17 protein-coding genes are annotated in these 20,268 nt (G+C 74.3%); 5 read left to right on the top strand and 12 right to left on the bottom strand.

Annotated features, from left to right (window positions below):
• Nucleotides 1-6: 6 nt before the first annotated feature.
• Nucleotides 7-1,932, bottom strand: a complete 1,926-nt coding sequence (locus ACWF9Z_RS22910) for an AMP-binding protein (protein ID WP_453604694.1) — start codon at nucleotides 1,930-1,932, stop codon at nucleotides 7-9.
• The gene (locus tag ACWF9Z_RS22905; protein ID WP_453604692.1) at nucleotides 1,929-2,693 is read right to left on the bottom strand and encodes an SDR family oxidoreductase; all 765 of its coding nucleotides are present in this window, start codon (nucleotides 2,691-2,693) and stop codon (nucleotides 1,929-1,931) included. Before ACWF9Z_RS22905 ends, ACWF9Z_RS22910 begins: the two co-directional genes overlap by 4 nt.
• Nucleotides 2,694-2,791: 98 nt before the next feature.
• Between ACWF9Z_RS22905 and ACWF9Z_RS22900 the strand changes: the two genes are divergently transcribed.
• From ACWF9Z_RS22900 to ACWF9Z_RS22890, 3 genes are all read left to right on the top strand, one after another.
• Nucleotides 2,792-4,165 (top strand): exo-beta-N-acetylmuramidase NamZ family protein, encoded by a 1,374-nt coding sequence (locus ACWF9Z_RS22900; protein ID WP_453604690.1) that lies wholly within the window; start codon nucleotides 2,792-2,794, stop codon nucleotides 4,163-4,165.
• 144 nt (nucleotides 4,166-4,309) lie between these two features.
• Nucleotides 4,310-5,764, top strand: coding sequence for a serine-threonine protein kinase (locus ACWF9Z_RS22895; protein WP_453604689.1), 1,455 nt, complete (start codon nucleotides 4,310-4,312; stop codon nucleotides 5,762-5,764).
• Nucleotides 5,765-5,890: 126 nt separating this feature from the next.
• The gene (locus ACWF9Z_RS22890) at nucleotides 5,891-6,481 is read left to right on the top strand and encodes a hypothetical protein (RefSeq protein ID WP_453604687.1); all 591 of its coding nucleotides are present in this window, start codon (nucleotides 5,891-5,893) and stop codon (nucleotides 6,479-6,481) included.
• A gap of 76 nt (nucleotides 6,482-6,557) precedes the next feature.
• On the opposite strand, the gene soxR is transcribed toward ACWF9Z_RS22890, so the two are convergent.
• A complete protein-coding gene (soxR, locus tag ACWF9Z_RS22885; RefSeq protein ID WP_453604686.1) occupies nucleotides 6,558-7,001 on the bottom strand; it encodes a redox-sensitive transcriptional activator SoxR in 444 nt (147 codons plus the stop codon).
• A 121-nt stretch (nucleotides 7,002-7,122) separates the two neighbouring features.
• On the opposite strand from soxR, the gene ACWF9Z_RS22880 reads away from it, so the two are divergent.
• Nucleotides 7,123-7,584, top strand: coding sequence for a MaoC family dehydratase (locus ACWF9Z_RS22880; protein ID WP_453604684.1), 462 nt, complete (start codon nucleotides 7,123-7,125; stop codon nucleotides 7,582-7,584).
• A 110-nt stretch (nucleotides 7,585-7,694) separates the two neighbouring features.
• On the opposite strand, the gene ACWF9Z_RS22875 is transcribed toward ACWF9Z_RS22880, so the two are convergent.
• From ACWF9Z_RS22875 to ACWF9Z_RS22865, 3 genes are all read right to left on the bottom strand, one after another.
• Entirely contained in the window at nucleotides 7,695-8,336 is a 642-nt protein-coding gene (locus ACWF9Z_RS22875; RefSeq protein WP_453604683.1) for a TetR/AcrR family transcriptional regulator, read from the bottom strand.
• A gap of 139 nt (nucleotides 8,337-8,475) precedes the next feature.
• The gene (locus ACWF9Z_RS22870; protein WP_453604682.1) at nucleotides 8,476-8,784 is read right to left on the bottom strand and encodes a YiaA/YiaB family inner membrane protein; all 309 of its coding nucleotides are present in this window, start codon (nucleotides 8,782-8,784) and stop codon (nucleotides 8,476-8,478) included.
• Nucleotides 8,785-8,867: 83 nt separating this feature from the next.
• On the bottom strand, nucleotides 8,868-10,019 hold the full coding sequence (locus ACWF9Z_RS22865; protein ID WP_453604680.1) for an acyl-CoA dehydrogenase family protein: 1,152 nt from the start codon (nucleotides 10,017-10,019) through the stop codon (nucleotides 8,868-8,870).
• 88 nt (nucleotides 10,020-10,107) lie between these two features.
• Here ACWF9Z_RS22865 and ACWF9Z_RS22860 point away from each other — a divergent pair, with 88 nt between their 5' ends.
• Nucleotides 10,108-10,809, top strand: a complete 702-nt coding sequence (locus tag ACWF9Z_RS22860) for a TetR/AcrR family transcriptional regulator (protein WP_453604678.1) — start codon at nucleotides 10,108-10,110, stop codon at nucleotides 10,807-10,809.
• A 170-nt stretch (nucleotides 10,810-10,979) separates the two neighbouring features.
• On the opposite strand, the gene ACWF9Z_RS22855 is transcribed toward ACWF9Z_RS22860, so the two are convergent.
• From ACWF9Z_RS22855 to ACWF9Z_RS22830, 6 genes are all read right to left on the bottom strand, one after another.
• On the bottom strand, nucleotides 10,980-12,059 hold the full coding sequence (locus tag ACWF9Z_RS22855; RefSeq protein WP_453604676.1) for a Zn-dependent alcohol dehydrogenase: 1,080 nt from the start codon (nucleotides 12,057-12,059) through the stop codon (nucleotides 10,980-10,982).
• Nucleotides 12,060-12,168: 109 nt separating this feature from the next.
• Nucleotides 12,169-13,581, bottom strand: coding sequence for an aldehyde dehydrogenase family protein (locus ACWF9Z_RS22850; RefSeq protein WP_453604675.1), 1,413 nt, complete (start codon nucleotides 13,579-13,581; stop codon nucleotides 12,169-12,171).
• A gap of 122 nt (nucleotides 13,582-13,703) precedes the next feature.
• The gene (locus ACWF9Z_RS22845) at nucleotides 13,704-15,209 is read right to left on the bottom strand and encodes a CitMHS family transporter (RefSeq protein WP_453604673.1); all 1,506 of its coding nucleotides are present in this window, start codon (nucleotides 15,207-15,209) and stop codon (nucleotides 13,704-13,706) included.
• A 73-nt stretch (nucleotides 15,210-15,282) separates the two neighbouring features.
• Nucleotides 15,283-17,673 (bottom strand): molybdopterin oxidoreductase family protein, encoded by a 2,391-nt coding sequence (locus tag ACWF9Z_RS22840; RefSeq protein WP_453604672.1) that lies wholly within the window; start codon nucleotides 17,671-17,673, stop codon nucleotides 15,283-15,285.
• Nucleotides 17,674-17,957: 284 nt separating this feature from the next.
• A complete protein-coding gene (locus ACWF9Z_RS22835; protein WP_453604768.1) occupies nucleotides 17,958-18,611 on the bottom strand; it encodes a TetR family transcriptional regulator in 654 nt (217 codons plus the stop codon).
• A 104-nt stretch (nucleotides 18,612-18,715) separates the two neighbouring features.
• Complete coding sequence (locus ACWF9Z_RS22830; protein ID WP_453604766.1) at nucleotides 18,716-20,011, bottom strand: hypothetical protein; 1,296 nt, start codon at nucleotides 20,009-20,011, stop codon at nucleotides 18,716-18,718.
• Nucleotides 20,012-20,268 lie beyond the last annotated feature (257 nt).

The following is a 20,268-nucleotide window of genomic DNA, read 5'->3' as shown; positions in this document are numbered from 1 at the left end:
CTCTTTTCAGCCGAGGTCCCGGTCGCGCAGTTCCCGTCGCAGGATCTTGCCACTGGTCGTCTTCGGAAGGACAGGCAGGATCTCCACCTGGCGCGGGTATTTGTACGCGGCGATGCGCTCGGCGCAGTACGCGGACAGTTCCGCGGGCTCGGCCGTGGTCCCGGGGCGCAGGCTGACGTAGGCCTTCACGCTCTCGCCGCGGTAGGGGTCCGGGATGCCGACGACGGCCGCCTCGCGCACGGCGGGGTGGGTGTACAGCACGTCCTCGACCTCGCGCGGCCAGACCTTGAAACCGGACGCGTTGATCATGTCCTTCTTGCGGTCGACGACGTAGAGCCAGCCGTCCGCGTCCATGAACCCGACGTCTCCGGTGCGCAGTTCGCCGTCCGGGAAGGCCTTCGCGGTGTCGGCGGGCAGTCCCCAGTAGCCCGGGACGACCTGGGGTCCGCGGACGGCTATCTCGCCGGTCTCGCCGAAGGGGACCTCGGCCCCGCCCTCGTCGAGGATGCGTACGACGGTGTCGGCGCCGGGCACGCCCACGGAGAGGGTTCCGGAGACGGGGTCCACCGGGGCCTCGAGGTGCGCGGGCACGGTGGCGCAGGGGGCGGTGCACTCGGTGAGGCCGTAGCCGTTGCGCAGGTAGAAGCCGAAGGCGGCGCGGAGGCGTTCGACGAGGGCGGGCGGCAGCGGGGCTCCGCCGGAGGAGACCACCTGGAACGAGGCGAAGTGGCCGGGGGTGACGCCGGGGTGGGCGGCGAGCGCCATGAAGGCGGTGGCCGGGCCGACGGTGTAGGCGGGGCGGTGCTCGAGGAACGCGTCGAGGACCACCCCGGCGTCGAAGCGGTGGGCGAGGACGAGGGTGCCCGCGTTGGTGAAGCAGGCGGCGAGCTCGCAGACCATGCCGGTGATGTGGAAGAGCGGCGCGAGGGCGAAGTAGCCGGCGCCCTCGGGGAGGGGGTGGCCGGTGACCTGCCGGGTGGCGTTGTGGGTGAGCGCGCCGTGCGGGTTCATGGCGCCCTTGGGGGTGCCGCTGGTGCCGGAGGTGTAGCTGATGAGGGCGGTGTCGGTGGCGGTGAGTCCCGGATCCGGCGGGGCGGGGTGGCCCTGGCGGGCCACGGTGGCGAGGTCGGCGGGCAGGTCAGGGGCGCCGGTGGCCGGTTCGGTGGTCTGTTCGGTGGCCGGTTCGGTGGCCGGTTCGGTCGCGGGTTCGGCTGCCGGTCCGGTCGCTGGCTCACCGGCCGCGGCGGCGGTGCCGGCCGGCCGGTCCGGGCGGCGCGGCGCGAGGACGCGTATGTCGTCGCGGGTCTGGAAGTCCAGGTCGCAGGCGGTCAGGACGGTCCGCACGCCGGTCCCGCGCGCGGCCTCGCGCAGGTACGCCGGCCAGGCGCGTACGTCGCACACCAGCGCGGCGGCCCCGGAGTCGCGCAGGATGTGGCCCATCTCGCCCGCCTTGTACATCGGGTTGAGCGGGACCACGACCGCCCCGGCCTTCCAGGCGGCCAGGACGGCGAGCACGAAGTGCGGGGTGTTCTGGAGCATGACCGCGACCCGGTCCCCGCGGCGGATGCCGCGGGCGGCGAGGTGGCCGGCGAGGGAATCGGAGAGGGCGTCGGCCTCGGCGTAGCCGACGCGGCCGTCGAAGTAGGCGAGCGCGGTGCGCCCGGGGGCGCGGGCGACGGCGGCGCGGAAGGCGTGCAGCACGCTGGGCGCGGGCTCGACCGGGGCCCGCTGGACCGCGGTGAGGCGGGCGAGCCAGGGCTTGGCGGCGTAGGAGGAGGCGGCCGAAGGCCTGGCGGCCGGGACCGGAGCGGCCGGGGCCGGAGCCGGAGCGGCCGGGAGCCCGGCCGCCGCAGGCTCGCCGGCCGGGGCCGGAGCGGGCGGGAGGGGGGTGCCGGGCGTCGGCGTGCCCCGGGTCGGCCCGGCCTGGGTCATCGGGTCTCCCATGTGCGTTGGAGGCGGTTCATCCCGCTGAGCCAGCGGTCCGGCTCGGTGGCGCGGGCCGCGTAGAAGTCCGCGACCTCGGGGTGCGGAAGGATCAGGAACCGCCCCTTCTCCATGCCGTCGAACAGGGCGTCCGCGACCGCTTCCGGCTCGATCGCGGTCGGCGCGAGGACCAGCTCGCCCGCCGATCCCGCCGCGGTGAGCATGTCGGTCCGGACCCCCTGCGGGCAGATCGCGTGGACCTGGACGCCGCGGTGGCGGTAGGTCAGCGAGAGCCATTCCGCGAAGGCGAGCGCGCCGTGCTTGGTGACACTGTACGGGGCCGCTCCGATCATGGTCAGCAGCCCTGCGGCCGAGACCGTGGACACGAAACGGCCGCTCTCGCGCTCCAGCCAGTCGGGCAGCAGCAGCCGGGCGGCGCGGACGTGGGCCATGACGTTGGTGTCCCAGGCCGCTTCCCAGACGGCCTCCTCGGCGAAGGCGTCACCCCCGGAGGCCAGTCCGGCGTTGGCGCAGTACACGTCCACCGTGCCGCCGAGCGCCTCGCGGGCCTGCGCGACGACCGCGGAGGCGTCGCCGGGCACGGCGACGGCGCGGGCGCCGATCTCGTCCGCGACGGACGCGGCCTTGGCGGGGTCGAGGTCGTTGACCGCGACGGTGGCTCCCTCGGCGGCGAAACGGCGGGCGAGGGCGGCTCCGATGCCGCCGCCCGCTCCGGTGACGACGACTCGCTGGTCCTGGAACGCGTTCACGGGTCCACCCTTCGTGGCCTGCTGCCGATGCCGGATCACCGGCAGACTAACCAGTCGGTATGTCGGTACGGAAGGGGGCCGCGCCCTAGTTTGGCGCGATGACGCTGTCGCGACGAGGGTTGCTGGGTCTGGCCGGAGCCGCGGGGGGCCTGGGGGCCGCCCAGGCCGCCGGAGTGTCCGTGGCCACAGCCACGGAGCGCACGGGGACCGCGGGGGCTGCCGGGACCGCGCGGACCCCTGCGAATGCCGCGGCCGGTACCGCGGCCGCCGGTCGGGGCGCGGCCCCGGCTCCCGCCCCGGCGCCCGACCGCGTGCGGACCGGGTTCGAGTGCCTCGCCGCGGACGGGTACGCCGTACTGGCCGGTCAGCGGGTCGGCGTGGTCACCAACCCCACCGGGATCACCGCCGACGCCCGCCACCTCGTCGACGTCCTGCACGCCGACGAGCGCGTGGACCTGGTCGCCGTGTTCGGCCCCGAGCACGGCTTCCGCGGCACCGCCCAGGCGGGCGGTTCGGAGGGGGCCGGGCGGGATCCGGCGACCGGGCTGCCCGTGTACGACACGTACGACAAGAGCGGCCAGCGCCTCGCCGACGTCTTCACGGCGGCCGGGATCGACACCGTCGTCTTCGACGTCCAGGACGTCGGCGCCCGCTTCTACACCTACATGTGGACCCTCTACGACTGCATGCGCGCGGCCGCCCTCGCCGGCAAGGCGGTGGTGGTGCTGGACCGGCCCAACCCGGTCGGGGGCCGGCGGGCGGCCGGGCCCGTCCTGCAGCGCCCGTACGCGAGCTTCGTGGGCCGGGAGCCGATCGCGCTCGCCCACGGGATGACGGCGGGCGAGCTGGCCGGTCTCTTCGCGGGCGAGTTCCTCACCGGGAGCGGCCGCGCCGCGCGGGCCCCGTGGCTGCGCGTGGTGCCGATGACCGGGTGGCGGCGCGGGTCGTTCTTCGACGCGACCGGGCTGCCCTGGGTGCCGCCGAGCCCGAACATGCCGACCCCGGGCACGGCCCTCGCCTACGCGGGCACCTGCCTGTTCGAGGGGACGAACCTGTCCGAAGGGCGCGGTACGACCACCCCCTTCGAACTGCTCGGCGCGGAGGGCCTGGACCGGCGGTGGGCGGAGGCGGCGAACGCGCTGGAACTGCCCGGGGTGTGGTTCCGCGAGGCCTATTTCACGCCTTCCTTCTCCAAGTTCTCCGGGAAGGCGTGCGGCGGGGTCCGGCTGCTCGTGCACGACCGGGAGGCCTTCGACCCGGTACGGGCCGGCATCGGGCTGCTGGTGACCGCGCGGCGGACGTGGAGCGGCTTCGCGTGGCGGCCGGACCACTGGATCGACCGGCTGACGGGCTCCGACCGGGTGCGGCTGATGGCCGACGCGGGGGCGGGGGTCGAGGAGATCGCCGGCGACTGGGCGGCGGGGCTGGCGCGGTTCGCCGCGGTGCGGGAGAAGTACCTGCTCTATCCCTGAGGGGGCGGCCTCCGGCGGGTCGCCCCACGGAGCTCCCGCTCCCGCTCCCGCCGCGGGATCCGAGAGGGGCCGCGAGGGGTCTGGCCGGGCGGGCGCGTCCGCAGGATGCTGTCGGAGAGGTACGCGGCGTGGAGGGGGAACGTCATGGTGGGCATCGGCGCACTGGCTACGGGGGCGGCGGGGATCGGGGTCCGCCCGTACGTGGAGCTGACCTTCGACTCCGAGGGTGACGTGGCCCCCGGCGCGCGGGAGGCGGTCTTCGGGATCGAGGCCACGGATCTGCTGGTCTTCGCCCACGGATGGAACTCCGACCGGTCCACGGCGGTCCGGCTCTTCGACCGCTTCTACGCCCCCTTCGCGGACCTGGTGGGGACCGGGGTGCGGCTGGGATACGTGGGGGTCGTGTGGCCCTCGATCCGCTTCTCGGACGAGCCGATCCCCGACTTCGACGGCCCTGGCGGGGCGGTCGGCAGGGCGGTCGGCAGGGCGGTCGGCGGCGGGGTCGGCGGGGCGGCCGCAGCCGCGGTCGGCGGGGCGGCCGGTGCGGCCGGCGATCCGTGGGGCACCGCGGCGCCGGGCGACGGGGCGGCCCTGGACCCGGCCACCCGGCAGGCCCTCGGCGCGTTCTGGCCGGGCCGGGCGGCGGAGCTGGACCGGATCACCGAGCTGCTGGCGCAGCGTCCCGCGCGGGAAGCGGCGTTCACCGAGTTCGGGGCGCTGGTCCGGGAGCTGGCCGGGGTCGACGGAGTCGGCTCGGGCGACGACCTGGCGGCGGCCTTCGCTCCGCGCGAGGTCCCCGCCTTCCTCACGGAGGACGTCATCGAGGTGTGCCGGACCTTCACCGAGGCGCTGGCCCGCGCCGGCGCCGGCCGGCGGGAGGACTCCGCCGGGCGCCCCTCCGATGGCCCCGACCCCGGATTCTCGGTCGGCGGCGGGCTGCGGACGCTGTGGAACGGCGCCAAGGAGGTGCTGCGCCAGGCGACGTACTACCAGATGAAGGCGCGGGCCGGGGTGGTCGGCGAGCACGGCCTCGGCCCGGTACTGGCGGAGCTGTCCGGCCGCCGGCCCGCCCTGCGGGTCCACCTCATCGGCCACAGCTTCGGCGGCCGGGTGGTGTCCTTCGCGCTGCGCGCGCTGCCGGGCGGGGCACGGAACGTGAAGTCCGTGACGCTCCTCCAAGGAGCCTTCTCCCACTACGCGTTCACCGACAGCCTGCCCCACGATCCCGGCCGCGGCGGCGCGCTGCGCGGACTGCAGGCCAGGGTCGACGGCCCGGTGTCGGCCTGCCACTCCGACTACGACTCCTCCCTCAAGGTGTTCTATCCGCTGGCCTCCCGGATGGCCGGCGATTCGGCCGGTCTCCTCGGTTTCGACGAACGGTGGGGCGCGATCGGGCACGACGGGGTGCGGGGCGTGCCGGGAGCGCCGCGGCTGACCCTCGACGCGGCCCTGCGCGGCGGGCTGCCGGCGGCGGGCTGCGTCAGCGTGGACGCGGGTTCGGTGGTCCGCCGCGGCGGGGCCCCCTCGGGGGCGCACAGCGACATCTGCCACGAGGAGCTGGCCCGGCTGGTGGTCGCCGCGGGGCGCATGGGGCGCTGACTTCCGGCCATGTGCCACCCGTACGCCTCGACCGCCCCCGCATGCGCCCACACCAGTCAGGGCATGTTGGGCACACGGGAGCAGATCGATGCGCGGTACGCGGTGCGCGGCGGAGGTGAAGGTGTGATGGCGGGTTTTCGGAGTCTGGCCCACCAGGTGCGCGATGCGCGCAACGACCGTGCCCTGCGGCGCCACTCGCTGCGCCGCTGCCTGGAGCGGTTCGCCCCCTACGGACACCGCGCGACCTGGTGGCACCTGTGCGACCGGCACGGGATCGGCCCGGAGGACCGGGCCGCCGACCCGTCGCGGCTGGTGGCCGCGCTGGAGGAGCTGGAGGAGGCGCGGGCGGTCTGGCTGGAGTACGAGCGCCAGTTCGCGGAGCGCCGGCGGCGGGAGAAGCACGACGGGCTGCGCCGGCCCGAGTGGGCCTGGGGCGGGAGCGGGGACGCGGTGGTGCGGTGCGCCGACCCGGGGATCCGGCCGCAGGGGGCGCTGGGCGAGGTGCTGCGGCGGCTGGTGACGGCACTGGAATCGGAGCCGGGGACGGTGTGCCCGGTCTGCGGGACGCGGGAGCTGCGCTGGCCGACGGCCTCGGCGTCCGCGACCGCGGTGTGGGCGTGGGACGGGCCGGTGTGCGCGGGCTGCGGGATCGTGGTGCCCAGACCGGCGCTCGCGGAGTCCCTGGCGGGCGGTCCCGGCCTGGCCGGGGCGGCCTGAGCCCAACCGGTCGCCGAACGGTGCGCGGGGCCCTGCGGGCGGGCCGGCCCTCCCCACGCCGCCCGGGGGTGGGCCGCTACAGCCGGGAGCCGGTGAGGCTGTCGCCGAAGACGTCGTCCGGGTTGGACAGCGCGCAGTTCTCCAGGGAGAGGCAGCCGCAGCCGATGCAGTCGGTCAAGTGGTCCCGCAGGCGGCCCAGTTGCGTGATGCGGTGGTCGAGCTCGGCGCGCCAGCTGACGGAGAGGCGGGCCCAGTCCTCGCGGGTGGGGGTGCGGCCTTCGGGGAGCTGGGCGAGGGCGTCGCGGATGCTGGCGAGGGGGATCCCGACGCGCTGGGCGGCGCGCACGAAGGCCACGCGGCGCAGCGCGTCACGGCTGTAGCGCCGCTGGTTGCCGGTGGTGCGCCGGCTGGTGATCAGGCCCTTGGTCTCGTAGAAGTGCAGCGCGGAGACGGCCGCGCCGCTGCGCGCGGACAGCTGGCCGACGGTGAGCTCGTGGACTTTCTCGGGAATCTGCGGCACACCGCCGAGCGTAGTCGGCCGGGCCGACATCGGTGGACGGGCCCGTCGTTGACAGATACATGCGGTCCCCGCATGCTGGGCCCGCTGAGCAAGCGCTTATTAGCCAGGAAGAGGTACGGGCATGTCCGAGCCGAGGATCTTCACGTCCGCCGAGGAGCTGACCGCCGGGGTCGGCGAACCGCTCGGCCCGAGCGACTGGCTGGAGGTGGACCAGAAGCGGATCGACCTCTTCGCGGACGCCACCGGCGACCACCAGTGGATCCACGTGGACCCGGAGCGGGCCGCGAGCGGGCCCTTCGGTTCCACCATCGCGCACGGATACCTCACGCTGTCGCTGCTGCCGAGCCTCGTGCCGCAGATCATGCGGGTCGAGGGCATGAGGATGGGCATCAACTACGGGGTCGACAAGGTGCGCTTCCCGGCGCCGGTGCCGGTCGGCTCACGACTGCGCGCGACCGCGCTGATCACGGAGGTCGTGGAGGCGGGCGGCGGCGTCCAGGTGTCGGCGACCGTCACGGTCGAGCGCGAGGGCGGCGAGAAGCCGGTGTGCGTGGCGGCGTCGGTGTCCCGCTACTACTTCTGAGCCGCTCTTCCGAACGGCCCCAGGAGGGCCCCGGAGGGCTCCCGGAGGGCTCCCGGAGGGGCTCCCGAACAGCCCCCGAGGACTCTCGACGGCTCGCGACGGTTCCCGGGTCAGTTCCGGGGGTCCCCGCCGGGGCGGGCGCCCACCATCCGGAGCACGAGGTCGGCGTAGAGCGCGCCGACCTCCTCGGGCGTGCGGCGGCCGTCCGTGCTGAACCAGCGGGCGACGTCGATGCAGAGCGAGAGGACGGCGAGGGTGGTGCCGGGGACGTCGGGGACGGCGAACTCGCCCGAGGCGACCCCGTCCGCGACGATGCGGCGGACGGCGGCGTCGCTCTGCCGCCGCAGCGCCACGATTTCGGAGCGGTGCTCCGGACCGAGAGCATCGAGCTCGTACTGGACCACGCGCGCGGTGGTGTGATGGGCCGCGTGCCACCGCACGAAGGACCGTACGGCCTCGGTGAGCCGCTCGGCGGCGGTTCCGGGGCCCGAGGCGGCGGTGTCCAGGATCTCCAGGGCCTTGTCGTGGCCGATCCGGCTGATCCGGTGGAGCAGCTCTTCCTTGGTCTTGTAGTGGATGTAGAGCGCGGCCGGGCTCATGCCGGCCCGCCCGGCGATGTCACGCGTGGTGGTGGCGTGGTACCCACGCTCCGCGAAGGCCTCGACGGCCGCGACGAGCAGCCGCCGCGCGGCGTCGGGAGTCACCTTCGACCACGGCTGATAGCCGTCGGCCGTCTCCTGCGCGCTGTCCATCGCCGTCTCACCCTCTTCGCGAACGCTGCCCCGTGGCACCCCGGCGCACTGATGCCCCGATGGGAAGGGACAGCTTACCGGAGGGTGAGCAAGCGCTTAGGCTTTCCGGGGCGCTCCGCCCTCCGGGCCGCTCCGCGCCCTAGGCCGGCTGGCCGCCGTGCGCCTTCGGCGCGTAGGGGTCGTACTCCGCCATCATCTTCTCCATCCGGGCCTGGTCGACACGGCTGACGATCTGGGTGACCTCCTGCCGGTCGCGGACCACCTTGGCGAGGGTGAAGGCCGAGGTGGTGAGGTACAGGACCGCGATGCCGAGGAAGGCGCGCACCCAGCCGTCGGCGTCCATGTTGTAGATCCCCAGGGCCACGGCGGCGATGGCCACGCCGAAGGAGGCGACGGCCTGGCCGTAGTAAGCCCCCGTGTTCTGCTGCTTGACCGGTGTCTCGTTCATGGGTCCAGCGTCGCGCCGGGGCCGCCCCGGTCACATCCGCGCTCGTACTCACGCACGTACTCATCCCGCGTCGGCGCGCCGCGTCAGAACGCCGAAACTCCCGTACGGGCACGGCCGATCAGCAGCTTCTGGATCTGACTGGTGCCCTCGTACAGGGTCATCACGCGGGCGTCGCGCAGGAGTTTGCCGGCCGGGTACTCATCGACGTAGCCGTAACCGCCGTGCACCTGGAGGGCGTTCCCCGCCGCGCGGACGGCGGCCTCGGAGGCGAAGAGCTTGGCCGTGGAGGATTCGGTGGCGAAGGGCCGGCCGCGGTCGATCAGGTCGGCGACCCGCCAGGTCAGCAGGCGCGCCGCGTCCACGTCGACGGAGATGTCGGCGATCAGCTCCTGGACCAGCTGGTGCCCGGCGATGGGCTTGCCGAACTGCTCGCGCTGGGCGGCGTAGGCGACGGCCGCGTCGAGCGCCGCCTGCGCGATGCCGACACAGCCCGCGGCGACCGACATCCTGCCCTTGGCGAGGGCCGACATGGCGACGGAGAAGCCCTTGCCCTCGGGGCCGAGCATCGCGGAAGCGGGCACGCGGACGCCGTCGAGGGCGAGTTCGGCGGTGGCCTGGCCGCGCAGGCCGAGTTTGCCGTGGATCTCGCGGCGGGTCAGGCCGGGGGCGTCGGCCGGGACGAGGAAGGCGGAGATCCCGCGGTGGCCGGGCAGCTCGTTGGTACGGGCGAAGAGCAGGACCACGTCGGCCCAGGTCCCGTTGGTGATGAACGTCTTGCCGCCGCTGATGACGTACGCGTCCCCCTCGCGCACGGCGCGGGTGGTGAGACTGCCGGCGTCGGAGCCGGTGCCGGGCTCGGTGAGGCCGAAGCAGCCGAGCGCGTCACCCGCGCAGAGGCGGGGCAGCCAGGACCGCTTCTGCTCCTCGTCACCCCAGGCGGCGATGGTCTTGGCGACCAGGCCGAGGGAGACCGAGACGATGCCGCGCACGGCGGAGTCCGCGCGGCCGAGCTCCTCGGTGACCAGGACGTAGGAGAGGTGGTCGCCGCCGGAGCCGCCGTACTCCTCGGGGACGGTCAGACCCAGGAAGCCGACGTCGCCGAGCTTCTTGACGATGGCCCGGTCCACGCTTTCGGCGCGGTCCCACCCGGCCGCGTACGGGGTGATCTCGCGCTCGGCGAACGCGCGGGCGAGATCGCGGACGGCGGACTGCTCCGCACTGAGCTCCAGGTTCACCAGGCACCTCCGGTCGAGCGGCGCGGGATCAACGAGGGCGTTAACTAGCACCGGTAGTTTTTGGCGGGCAGGCCCTACTATGTGGCGCATGGCCAGACCGCGCAAGCCCCTCCTCAGCAGAGACCTCATCGTCGGGGCGGCGGGTGCGCTGGTCGACGCGGAGGGTCTGGAGGCCGTCTCGACCCGGCGGCTGGCGGCGGCGCTCGGGGTCAGCGGACCCTCCCTCTACAACCACTTCCGCACGAAGGACGAGATCCTGGACGCGGTCGCGGACGCGGTGAGCGCGCGGGTCGACTTGTCGATGTTCGAACCCGGCGACGGGCGGGAATGGCGGACCGCGCTGCATGACTGGGCGCACTCGTACCGGGCCGCCCTGTCCGACCATCCGAACATCGTGCCGGTACTGGCGCGTGGTCCGGGCCGCCGGCCGGCCGGCCTGCGGGTGGCGGACGCCGTGTTCGGCGCGATGACCGCGGCGGGCTGGCCCGCCGGTCAGGCCACCCGGATCGGCGCGCTGATGCGGTACTTCATCCTGGGCTCGGCGGTGGCCTCCTTCGCCCGGGGTTTCGTGGACGACCGGACGGCGTACGACCCGTCGGACTACCCGCACCTGGGCCAGGCCCACCTGCTGGCGGAGCGGCAGCAGGAGGTGGACGAGGGCGCCTTCGAAACGGGCCTGGCGGCCCTGCTGGACGGACTCGCCCTGCAGTACGAGGCCTTGCGGGCGCCGGAGTTGCAGGCCTCGGAGTTGCAGGCGCCGGAGTCGAAGTCTCCGGAGGAGGCCGTGTGACGGACGCCCGTCCCGGCTCCGCCGCGGCGGGCGGGGCGGGCGGGCGGCAGCCCCCGGGCGGCGGGGGCGACGGGCGGCGGCCCGGGCATCGGCGTGGCCGACCGGGGGCGGGCCGGTGCCCGCCGACGCGCGCGGGTCACCGTTGCCGGACGACCCGCGCGGCCCGGGCGCTAGAAGACGATGAGCGAGCGGCCGCCCTTGCCCGCGAGCATCGCGTCGAAGGCGGCGGGGATGTCGTCGAGGGTGATGTGGTCGGTGACCAGGGCGCCGAGGTCGAGCCGGCCGGCGCGGACGTGGGCGGCGATCACCGGGAGGTCGCGGGCCGGGTCGCTGTTGCCGTAGACGCAGCCGGTGAGGGTGCGGGCGAAGTGGAAGATCTCCAGCGCGTGGAACGTGACCTGCTGCTCCTTGCCGCCGATGCCGACGACCGTCGTACGGCCGCCGCGGCGGGTGGACTCCCAGGCGCCGCGGATGGTCTCGGCCCGGCCGACGCACTCGACGGCGACGTCCGCGCCGTGCCCGCCGGTCAGCGCGCGGATCTCCTTGGCGGTGGTGGCGGAGGCGAGGACGAACTCCGTGGCCCCGGCCGCCCGGGCCAGTTCTTCCTTGGCCGGGGAGACGTCCACGGCCACGATCGGGCCCGCCATGGCGATGCGGGCCGCCTGGAGCGCGGCGAGCCCCACTCCGCCGACTCCGAAGACGGCCACCGATTCGCCCGGGCGGACCTGGGCGCTGTGGTGGACGGCTCCGTAGCCGGTGAGGACGGCGCAGCCGAGCAGGGCCGCCTCGGTGAGCGGAATCCCGGCGGGCGCGGGCAGGACGCAGTGGGCCGCGACGACCGTCTCCTCGGCGAAGGCGGCCACGTTCAGCCCGGGGTGCAGCTCGACTCCCCGGGCGTCGTGGGCGTAGACGTCCCCGACCCCGGCGAGGGCCTTGACGCAGAGCCAGACCTCGCCCATGGAGCAGTGGTGGCACGTCCCGCAGGACGGGGCCCAGTTGAGCACCACCCCGTCGCCGGGCGCCACGTGGGTGACCCCTTCCCCGACGGCGAGGACCGTGCCCGCGCCCTCGTGGCCGAGGACGGCGGGCACGGGGACCCGCATGGTGCCGTTGGTGAGGGAGAGGTCCGAGTGGCAGACCCCGGCGGCGGCGAGCCGTACCCGGACCTGCCCGGGGCCGGGTTCGGGCAGCACGATGTCCCGGATCTCGAGCGGTGCTCCGACGGCGGGCAGGATGGCGGCGCGGACCATGGTCGTCGTCTCCGTGGGTGCGGGTGTCGGGTGTACGGGTGTCGGGTGTACGGGTGTGCCGGTGGGTGTGTGTGCGGGTGTCGGGCGTGCCGTTGCCGGATGTGCGGGTTCAGAACTGCAGGGACTTGGTCTGCAGGTACTCCGCGAGGCCGTGCGGGCCCAGCTCGCGGCCGACGCCCGACTTCTTGTACCCGCCGAAGGGCGCGAGCGGGTTGAAGCGGCCGCCGTTGATGTCCACCTGGCCGGTGTCCATCTGGCGGGCGAAGGCCACCGCCGTCTCCTCGTCCGCCGCCCAGACCGCCCCGCCCAGCCCGTAGTCGGTGCCGTTCGCGATGGCCAGGGCCTCGTCCTGGTCCTCGTACGGAAGGATCGACAGCACCGGGCCGAAGATCTCCTCCTGCGCGATGGTCATCCCGGGGGTGACGTCGGCGAACACGGTCGGGGCGATGAAGTACCCCTGCTCGTGCGGCGCCTCCGTGCCGCCCGCGACCAGGCGCGCGCCTTCCTCCACGCCCTTGGCGATGAAGCCGCGCACGCGGTCGCGCTGCTTGGCGTTGACGACCGGGCCCAGGCGAGTGCCCGGGTCGCGGGGGTCACCGGAGGGGTACTTGGCGACGGCGGCGGCCGCGAGCGAGACCGCCTCCTCGTACGCGTCCCGGTGGACGAGCATCCGGGTGAGCGCGTTGCAGCTCTGGCCGGCGTTGTTCATCACGTGACCCACGCCTGCCGCGACGGCCTTGGCCAGGTCGGCTCCGGGCAGGATGACATTGGCCGATTTGCCGCCCAGTTCCAGGGCGACCCGCTTCACGGCGGCGCCTGCCGTGGCGCCGATCTGCTTGCCGACGGCGGTGGATCCGGTGAAGGAGACGAGGTCGACTCCCTCGTGCGCGGCCAGGGCCTGGCCGGCGACCGGGCCGGTGCCGGTCACCAGGTTGAAGACCCCGGCCGGGATCCCCGCCTCGTGCACGGCCTCGGCGAAGAGCTGTGCGGTCAGCGGAGTGTCCTCGGCGGGCTTGAGGACGAGGGTGCAGCCGGCGGCGAGAGCGGGCGCCACCTTGGCAACGATCTGGTGCAGCGGGTAGTTCCAGGGCGTGATCGCCCCGACCACGCCGACCGGTTCCAGCAGCACGGTGGAGTTCCCGATCCGCTCCTCGAAGGCGTACGAGGCCCCGAGCTCGGCGAACGAGGAGGCCACCGCGATCGGCGCCCCGACGTGCACCATCTCCGAGAAGCCCAGCGGGGAGCCGAGTTCGGCGGTGATCGTCTCGGCTATTTCGCCCTTGCGGGCGACGAGTACGTCGCGCAGGGCCCCGATCAGGGCAGCCCGCTCGGCCGGAGGGGTGGCCGCCCAGGCCGGGAAGGCCGCGCGGGCCGCCCGTACGGCCGCGTCCACGTCCTCATCCGTACCGGCCGGGACCGAGGCGATGGGCTGCTCGTCGGCGGGGTTGACGACCTCGATGTGGCCGCGTCCGACGGCTGCCCGCCACGCGCCGCCGATGTACATCCCGTCGTGGGCCTTCATGGCATTCCTCCCGAGCACGCACGAGCGCGTGGACCTGTGGACCTGTGGACCTGTGGACCTGACGTCGCCGACAGCCTACAAACTAGCGCCGGTAGTTTTGCGGGCGCCAGGGGCGGGCCGGGTCAGATGATGCCGAAAAGCATCCCTGCCCCGAGCACCACGAGGGAGGTCAGAGCCGCCCATTTCACGGTGAACCGGGTGTGGTCGCCGAACTCGACCTTGGCCATGCCGACGAGGACGTACACGGCCGGAACCAGCGGGCTCGACATGTGGAGGGCCTGGCCGACCAGGGAGGCGCGGGCGATCTCGAGCGGGGAGACCCCGTGGGCGGCGCCGGCCTCGGCGAGGACCGGCAGGACGCCGAAGTAGAAGCCGTCGTTCGACATGAAGTAGGTGAGCGGCAGGCTGAGCAGCCCGGTGACCAGCGCCATGTGCGGGCCCATGCCCTCGGGGATGGCGCCGACGAGCCAGTCGGCCATGTGCTTGACCATGCCGGTGCCGGTGAGGACGCCGGTGAAGACGGCGGCGGCGAAGACCATGCCGGCGACGTTCAGGACGTTGTCGGCGTGGGCGGCGATGCGCGCCTTCTGGTCGGGCATGTGGGGGAAGTTGACGGTGAGGGCGAGGGCGGCGCCGAGGAGGAAGAGCACCGGGATCGGGAGCAGCTCCATGATCATGGCGGTGAGCAGGGCCACGGTGAGGGCGGCGTTGAACCAGTAGAGGCGGGGACGCAGGGTCGCACGACGCGGGTCGAGCCCCTGGAACCCGTCCTCGTCGGGGGCGGCCGGGGACCCCGCGCCGGTGGCCGTGCCGGCGCCCGTTCCGGGGGCGGGGGCGGGGGACGTGGTCGACGGGGCGGAGGGGGTGGACGCGGCGGAGGGGGCGGAGGGGTCGGAGGGGTCGGAGGGGTCGGACGGGGTACGGGAGCCTCCGGCGGCCTGGCCCGTACCGGCGGCGACCAGGACGTCACCGGTCTCCACGGCGGCCGTCCGGGCGTCCGAGGGGAGCGACAGCGGACCGAGGCGGCGGCGCTCCTTGAGGCCGAGGGCGTAGGAGAGGACGAGGACGAACACGAGGCCCGCCGCGAGCGCGGGGATCATCGGCACGAAGATGTCGGCGGCGTCGAGCTTGAGGGCGGTGGCGGCGCGGGCCGTGGGGCCGCCCCAGGGAAGGGTGTTCATGACGCCGTTGGCGGTGGCCGCGACACCGGTCATCACCACGAGGCTCATGCCGAGCCGCTTGTAGAGCGGGTACATCGCCGAGACGGTGATCATGAAGGTGGTCGAGCCGTCGCCGTCGAGCGAGACGATGGCCGCGAGGACCGCGGTGCCGACCACGACGCGCATCGGGTCGGCCTTGCAGAAGCGCAGGATGCCCCGCACCACCGGGTCGAAGAGTCCTACGTCGATCATCACGCCGAAGTAGACGATGGCGAACATGAGCATGGCGGCGGTCGGCGCGAGCTTGCCGACCCCGTCGATGACGTAGCCGCCGAGCTGCGCGCCCTGTCCGGCGAACACGCAGAAGAGCGCGGGGATGAGGACGAGCGCCGCGATGGGCGACATTTTCTTCAGCATGATCAGGACCAGGAAGGTCGCGATCATGGCGAAGCCGAGGAAGGTCAGCATGGGGGGAACCTAGGTGCCGCCTCCCGGGGCCAACAAGACGTCCGCGCGTGAGCAATACGAGCAAAACCCCAGCTCAGGGGATGGGTGTCAGTTCGACGGGGAACCCGTTGAGCACGGCCGTGCCGGAGAGCGGGTCGAGCCGGGTGCCGTCGAGGAGCTGATTGACGTTGACCCCGGGCGTGGCGGAAGCCACCGAGAGGCGGGTCCCGGAACGGTCGTGGCCCCAGCCGTGCGGGAGGCTGACGACCCCGGTCCGGACGGAGTCGGTGATCTCGACCGGAACCTCCAGGCTGCCGCCGTCGGCGGTGACACGGGCGAGGCCGCCGTCGGTGAGGCCGAGCCGGGCGGCGTCGTCCGGGTGGACGTGCAGGGTGCAGCGGTTGGAACCTCCGGTGAGGGCCGGGACGTTGTGCAGCCAGCTGTTGTTGGACCGCAGGTGGCGGCGGCCCACGAGCACCAGGGCGGCGGGCCGGTCGGCGAGGGCCGCGCGGAGCCTGGGAAGTTCGGCCGCGATCGGGCCCGGCAGCAGCTCGATCCTGCCGCTGCGCGTCTTGAGCAGACCCGGGAGCCGGGGCCGCAGCGGGCCCAGGTCGATTCCGTGCGGGTGGGCGAGCAACCGCTCCAGACCGAGGCCCGGGCCGGCCCCGGCGTCCGCGTCGCCCGGGAAGCCGACGGAGGCGGGGGCGTCGATGTCGACGGAGGCAGGAGCCTCGGCGTCGCCCGGGAAGTCGGCGGAGGCGGGCGCGTCGGCGCCGGCTCCGGCCTCGGCGGGCAGAACGGCGGCCCGGTCTGCGGGCAGGCCGGCGGGCAGGCCGAAGCGGTCGCCGTACGGCCCGGTCCGGAGCATCAGGTCGAGCCGTCGCTCGGGGCCGTTGGCGCCGGTGAGGAGTCCGGCGAGGCGGGCCGGATCCTGCCCGTGCAGCGGGGAGTACGGGTCGGCGGTCTCGCGGGCGAGGGTGGTCCGGATCGCCAGGTCGTCCACGGCGGCCGGCTCGGCTCCGTGCATGCCGGAGACCGCGAGGACGAGCCGCGCGTGGATCTCGCACTCGTCCATCCGCCCCTCCTCCAGCGGGACGGCGGGCGGCGAGTAGCGGACTTGGTTGTGGATGGCGAAGCCGTTGAAGGAGAAGTCGAAGTGGGCGCTCTGCGAGGGCGGCGGCGGGGGCAGGACGACGTGGGCGTGGCGTGAGGTCTCGTTGAGGTACGGGTCGACGCTGATCATGAAGTCGAGCCCGGCCAGGGCCGCGTCGAGCCGGCGGCCGTCGGGGGCGGACAGCACGGGGTTCGCCGCGATCGAGACGAGGACGCGGATCCGCCCCTCCCCCGGGGTCTCGATCTCCTCCGCCAGGGCGGCCATGGGGAGTTCGGCCTTGGCCTCGGGATGGCCGCTGACCCTGCTGTGCCAGCGGCCGAGGCCGAAACCCTTGCCGGGACCGGCCGGCCGGGGTGCGCGGTCGGTCGCGGAGAGCGGGAAGAGGGATCCGCCCGGCCGGTCGAGGTTGCCGGTCAGGACGTTCAGTACGTCGACCAGCCAACTGGCCGGCGTGCCGTACTCGACGGTGCTGCTGCCGATCCGTCCGTAGACGGCGGCCGTGGGCGCGGCCGCGAGAGCACGGGCGAGGTCGCGGATCTCTTCGGCCGGGAGGTCGCAGGCGGGGGCGACGGCCTCAGGAGTGAAACGGGCGAGCGCGACGGAGAGTTCCCCGAATCCCTCGGTGTGTTCGGCGAGTTCCCCGAGGTCGGTCAGCTTCTCCGCGATCAGCGTGTGGGCGAGGGCGGCGAGCAGCAGCGCGTCGCTGCCGGGGCGCGGTGCGAGGTGGCGGTCGGCGAGCCGGGCGGTGCGGGTGCGACGGGGGTCCACGACGACGAGGGTGCCGCCGCGGGCGCGCAGCGCCTTGAGCCGGCCGGGGAAGTCGGGGGCGGTGCACAGGGAGCCGTTGGACTCGAGCGGGTTGGCGCCCAGGAGGAGCAGGAAGTCGGTGCGGTCGAGGTCCGGGACCGGGACGGCGAAGGGGTCGCCGAAGAGCAGGCCGCTGGAGACGTGCTTGGGCATCTGGTCGAGGGTGCTGGCGGTGAAGAGGTTGCGGGTCCCGAGGGCCTTGAGGAGCAGCGGCGGGTAGAGCTGGCCGGCCATGGTGTGGACGTTCGGGTTGCCGAGGACGACTCCGACCGACTGGGCTCCGTACTCCCGCGCGAGGGCGGGTACGGCTGCGGCGATGGCCTCGAAGGCCTCTTCCCAGGTGGCCTCCTCGAGCCGTCCGCCGCGCCGGACCAGGGGGCTCCGGAGCCGGTCGGGGTCGGCGTCGAGGGCGCCGAAGGCGGCCCCCTTGGGACAGATGAAGCCACGGCTGAACACGTCTTCGCGGTCGCCCCGGGCACCGGTGACGGCGCTGCCCTCGATGGTGAGGGTGAGGCCGCACGTGGCTTCACAGAGGGGGCAGATGCGCAGGGCGGTGCGGGGCATGGGCCCTCCAGGGCGGCAGGCTGCGGCACGGGCGCGCGGCCGTTCGGCACGCGGGGGCACCGAGCATACCGACCGGTAGGGAGGCTGGGGAGGGGTCTGCGGCACCCGAACGGCCCGCGGAGCCGCCGGCCCGCGGCCTCGCGCCCCGGACGGGGCCGGCGGACCGGGTACTCGAGCACCTGGGGGTCCGGCCGGGCCCGGGTCTTCGCGTGCGGGCAGAGCCCGGCAGACGGCATTCGCGCGCGGGCAGGGCCCCGCAGATGGCATCCGCGCGCGGGCGGGCCCTACGGGCGGCCCGGGATCACGGGCCGCCCGGCGTCGTCCAGAACGCGCGCGAGGTAGGCGTGCATCATCGCGCGGGTCTCGGCGACGATGTCGGGGTCGCCGTCGGCATCGCTGCGGAAGGCCAGCTTGACCAGGGCGTCGGTGGCTTCCACCGCGACCAGGACGGCCCGCTCCAGGGCGGCGTCCGGGGTGAGGGCCAGGTGGACGCCGAGGAGCTCGGTGAGCCGCACGGCGACGAGGTGGTTGGGGTCGGAGGCCGGCCCCTCGGACGGCGGCGCGGGGACCCCGAAGTCGACGAGCGCGAAGCCGGGGACGCTGCGTTTCATGGCGAGGTACTCGTCCAGCACCGCGTCCACGACCGGCCGCCACTCCGTCCCGGGGAGATCGGCGAGCCGCTGCTCGATGCCGTCGGCGTACTGGTCGAGGTTGCGGTGGGCGAGGGCGATGGCCATGGCCCGCTTGTTGCCGAAGAACCGGTAGACCGAGCCGATGGGCACGCCGGCGCGCAGGGCGACGGACCGGGTGCTGAGGTTCTCGTACCCGGTCTCGTCGAGGAGTTCGGCGCAGGCGTCGAGGATCCGGGCGAGCCGGTCGGCGCTGCGCTGCTGGATCGGCGTACGGCGCAGTGGATGGGCTGGGGGCACGGGGACCATCATGCCGCTCCTGGACGTCCGGTTCCGCGGCGGTGTCGGTTCGGGACTTCGACGGCGCCGGTTCGGGACGTCGGCGGCGCAGGTTCGGGACCTCGGCGGGTGCCTCAGTTCAGCAGGAGGCTGAGTCCGCCGACCGTGTACGTGATCATCAGCGCGAGCATCGGCAGCTGTCCGGCGATGGCCCTGGCGGGCGGGAAGAGGCGGACGGAGCGGTCGTGCGCGGCGATCACGCCGAGCACGTGGCCGGTGACGACGGCGATGACCTGGAGGGCCGCGAGGCCGCCCGGATCCAGTGGGGACAAGGGTTCCGGGGCGTTGTCAGTGCCCAGTGCCATGATGACTGTGCGTGGTCCTTCGACTACCAGGAGGGAGAAGTAGTGGGCGACGAGATAGCCGAGGGCGATCGGCACGAGTGAGTGCGCGAAGGCGGTCAGCGGGCCGGGGTGCGGGCCGCAGACGAGGCGGGTGACCGCCGCGCAGAGGCAGTAGAGGGCGGCGACGAGGGCGATGGAACCGAGGAGTCCGAGGGTGGCCGCGGGGGTGCGGCCGAGGGGGGAGGTCTGGATCGCGTTGATCCACGAGGGGTTGTCGGAGAAGCCGTCGTAGGCGGTGGATCCGAGCAGGACGCAGACGGTGGCGACGAGTCCGGGCCGCTCGGGCGTCGCGTCGAGTCCGTGGAAGGGGTTGCGGAGTACGAGGCGGCCGTCGCTGCGGCGGCCGAGGGGGGAGAGAGCGGCCAGGAGGGCGGAGTACACCTCGAAGGCGTCTCCGACGGCGAACCAGCGCTCGCCGAAGCGGGCGGCGAGCAGGAGCTGGACGGCGGCGTAGCCGGTCAGGGCGATCAGGAGGGCGGTGGTGGAGGCGGGGTCGGGAGAAACGAGTTCGAGCCAGGTGAAGGCGAACAGCCCGGCGGCGGCGGGCCATTGCCCGAGCCGGACGGGGAGGGGGCGGGCCACCGGGTGCCCGATCCGGGAGAGCAGGCGGTACAGGGCGCGGAGCGGGCTGAGGAGGCGCCAGGCGGGTCCGAGGAGGAGGGAGACGGGGACGAGGCCGACCCAGAGGAGTACGTAGACGGCGCCGGGAGCGGGGTTCCGGGCGGGATCGTCGGGACCGAGGAGGAGGTACAGGAGGACGGCGAGCGCGGCCGCGAGGCCGAGCCCGCGCAGGGTGGTGCGGGTGGCCGGCGCGTCGGCCACCCGCTGGAACCCGGCGGGCAGGGCGATGCCGGAGCGGTCGCCGCGGAAGCGGGAGGCGGACCAGAGGAGGGCGAGTGCGAGGAAGGAGACGAAGAGCGCGGTGAAGGCGCCGGCGAAGGCGTAGAAGGGAGAGATGGGCAGATCGTGCTGGGACCCGATGCCGTGCGCGAGCACGGTGAGCGCATCGGCCGGGTGTGGGACCACGCCCTGGCCGTAGCCGCCGCCGGACGGCAGGGGCACGGGGGCGCCCGGCGCGGGGGGGGTCACCACCGGCCAGGCCGATGGCGCCGCCGCCACGACGGCCGGGGTCACCACGGGGCACCCGGGGCCCCGCTCCGGCGCGGGCCCCGCCCCGGAGTCGGGCTCAGGTGTGGGCTTCGGTCCGGGACCAGGCGTGGGCTTCGGTCGCGGACCCCGCCCGGGCCCATGGCCGGGCCCATGTCCGGGCCCGGGCGGGTGCG

The organism is Streptomyces sp. NPDC054961, from assembly GCF_053609145.1.
Note: the sequence above shows the minus strand (reverse complement) of the source record. Positions and strands in the feature narration are given on the sequence as shown.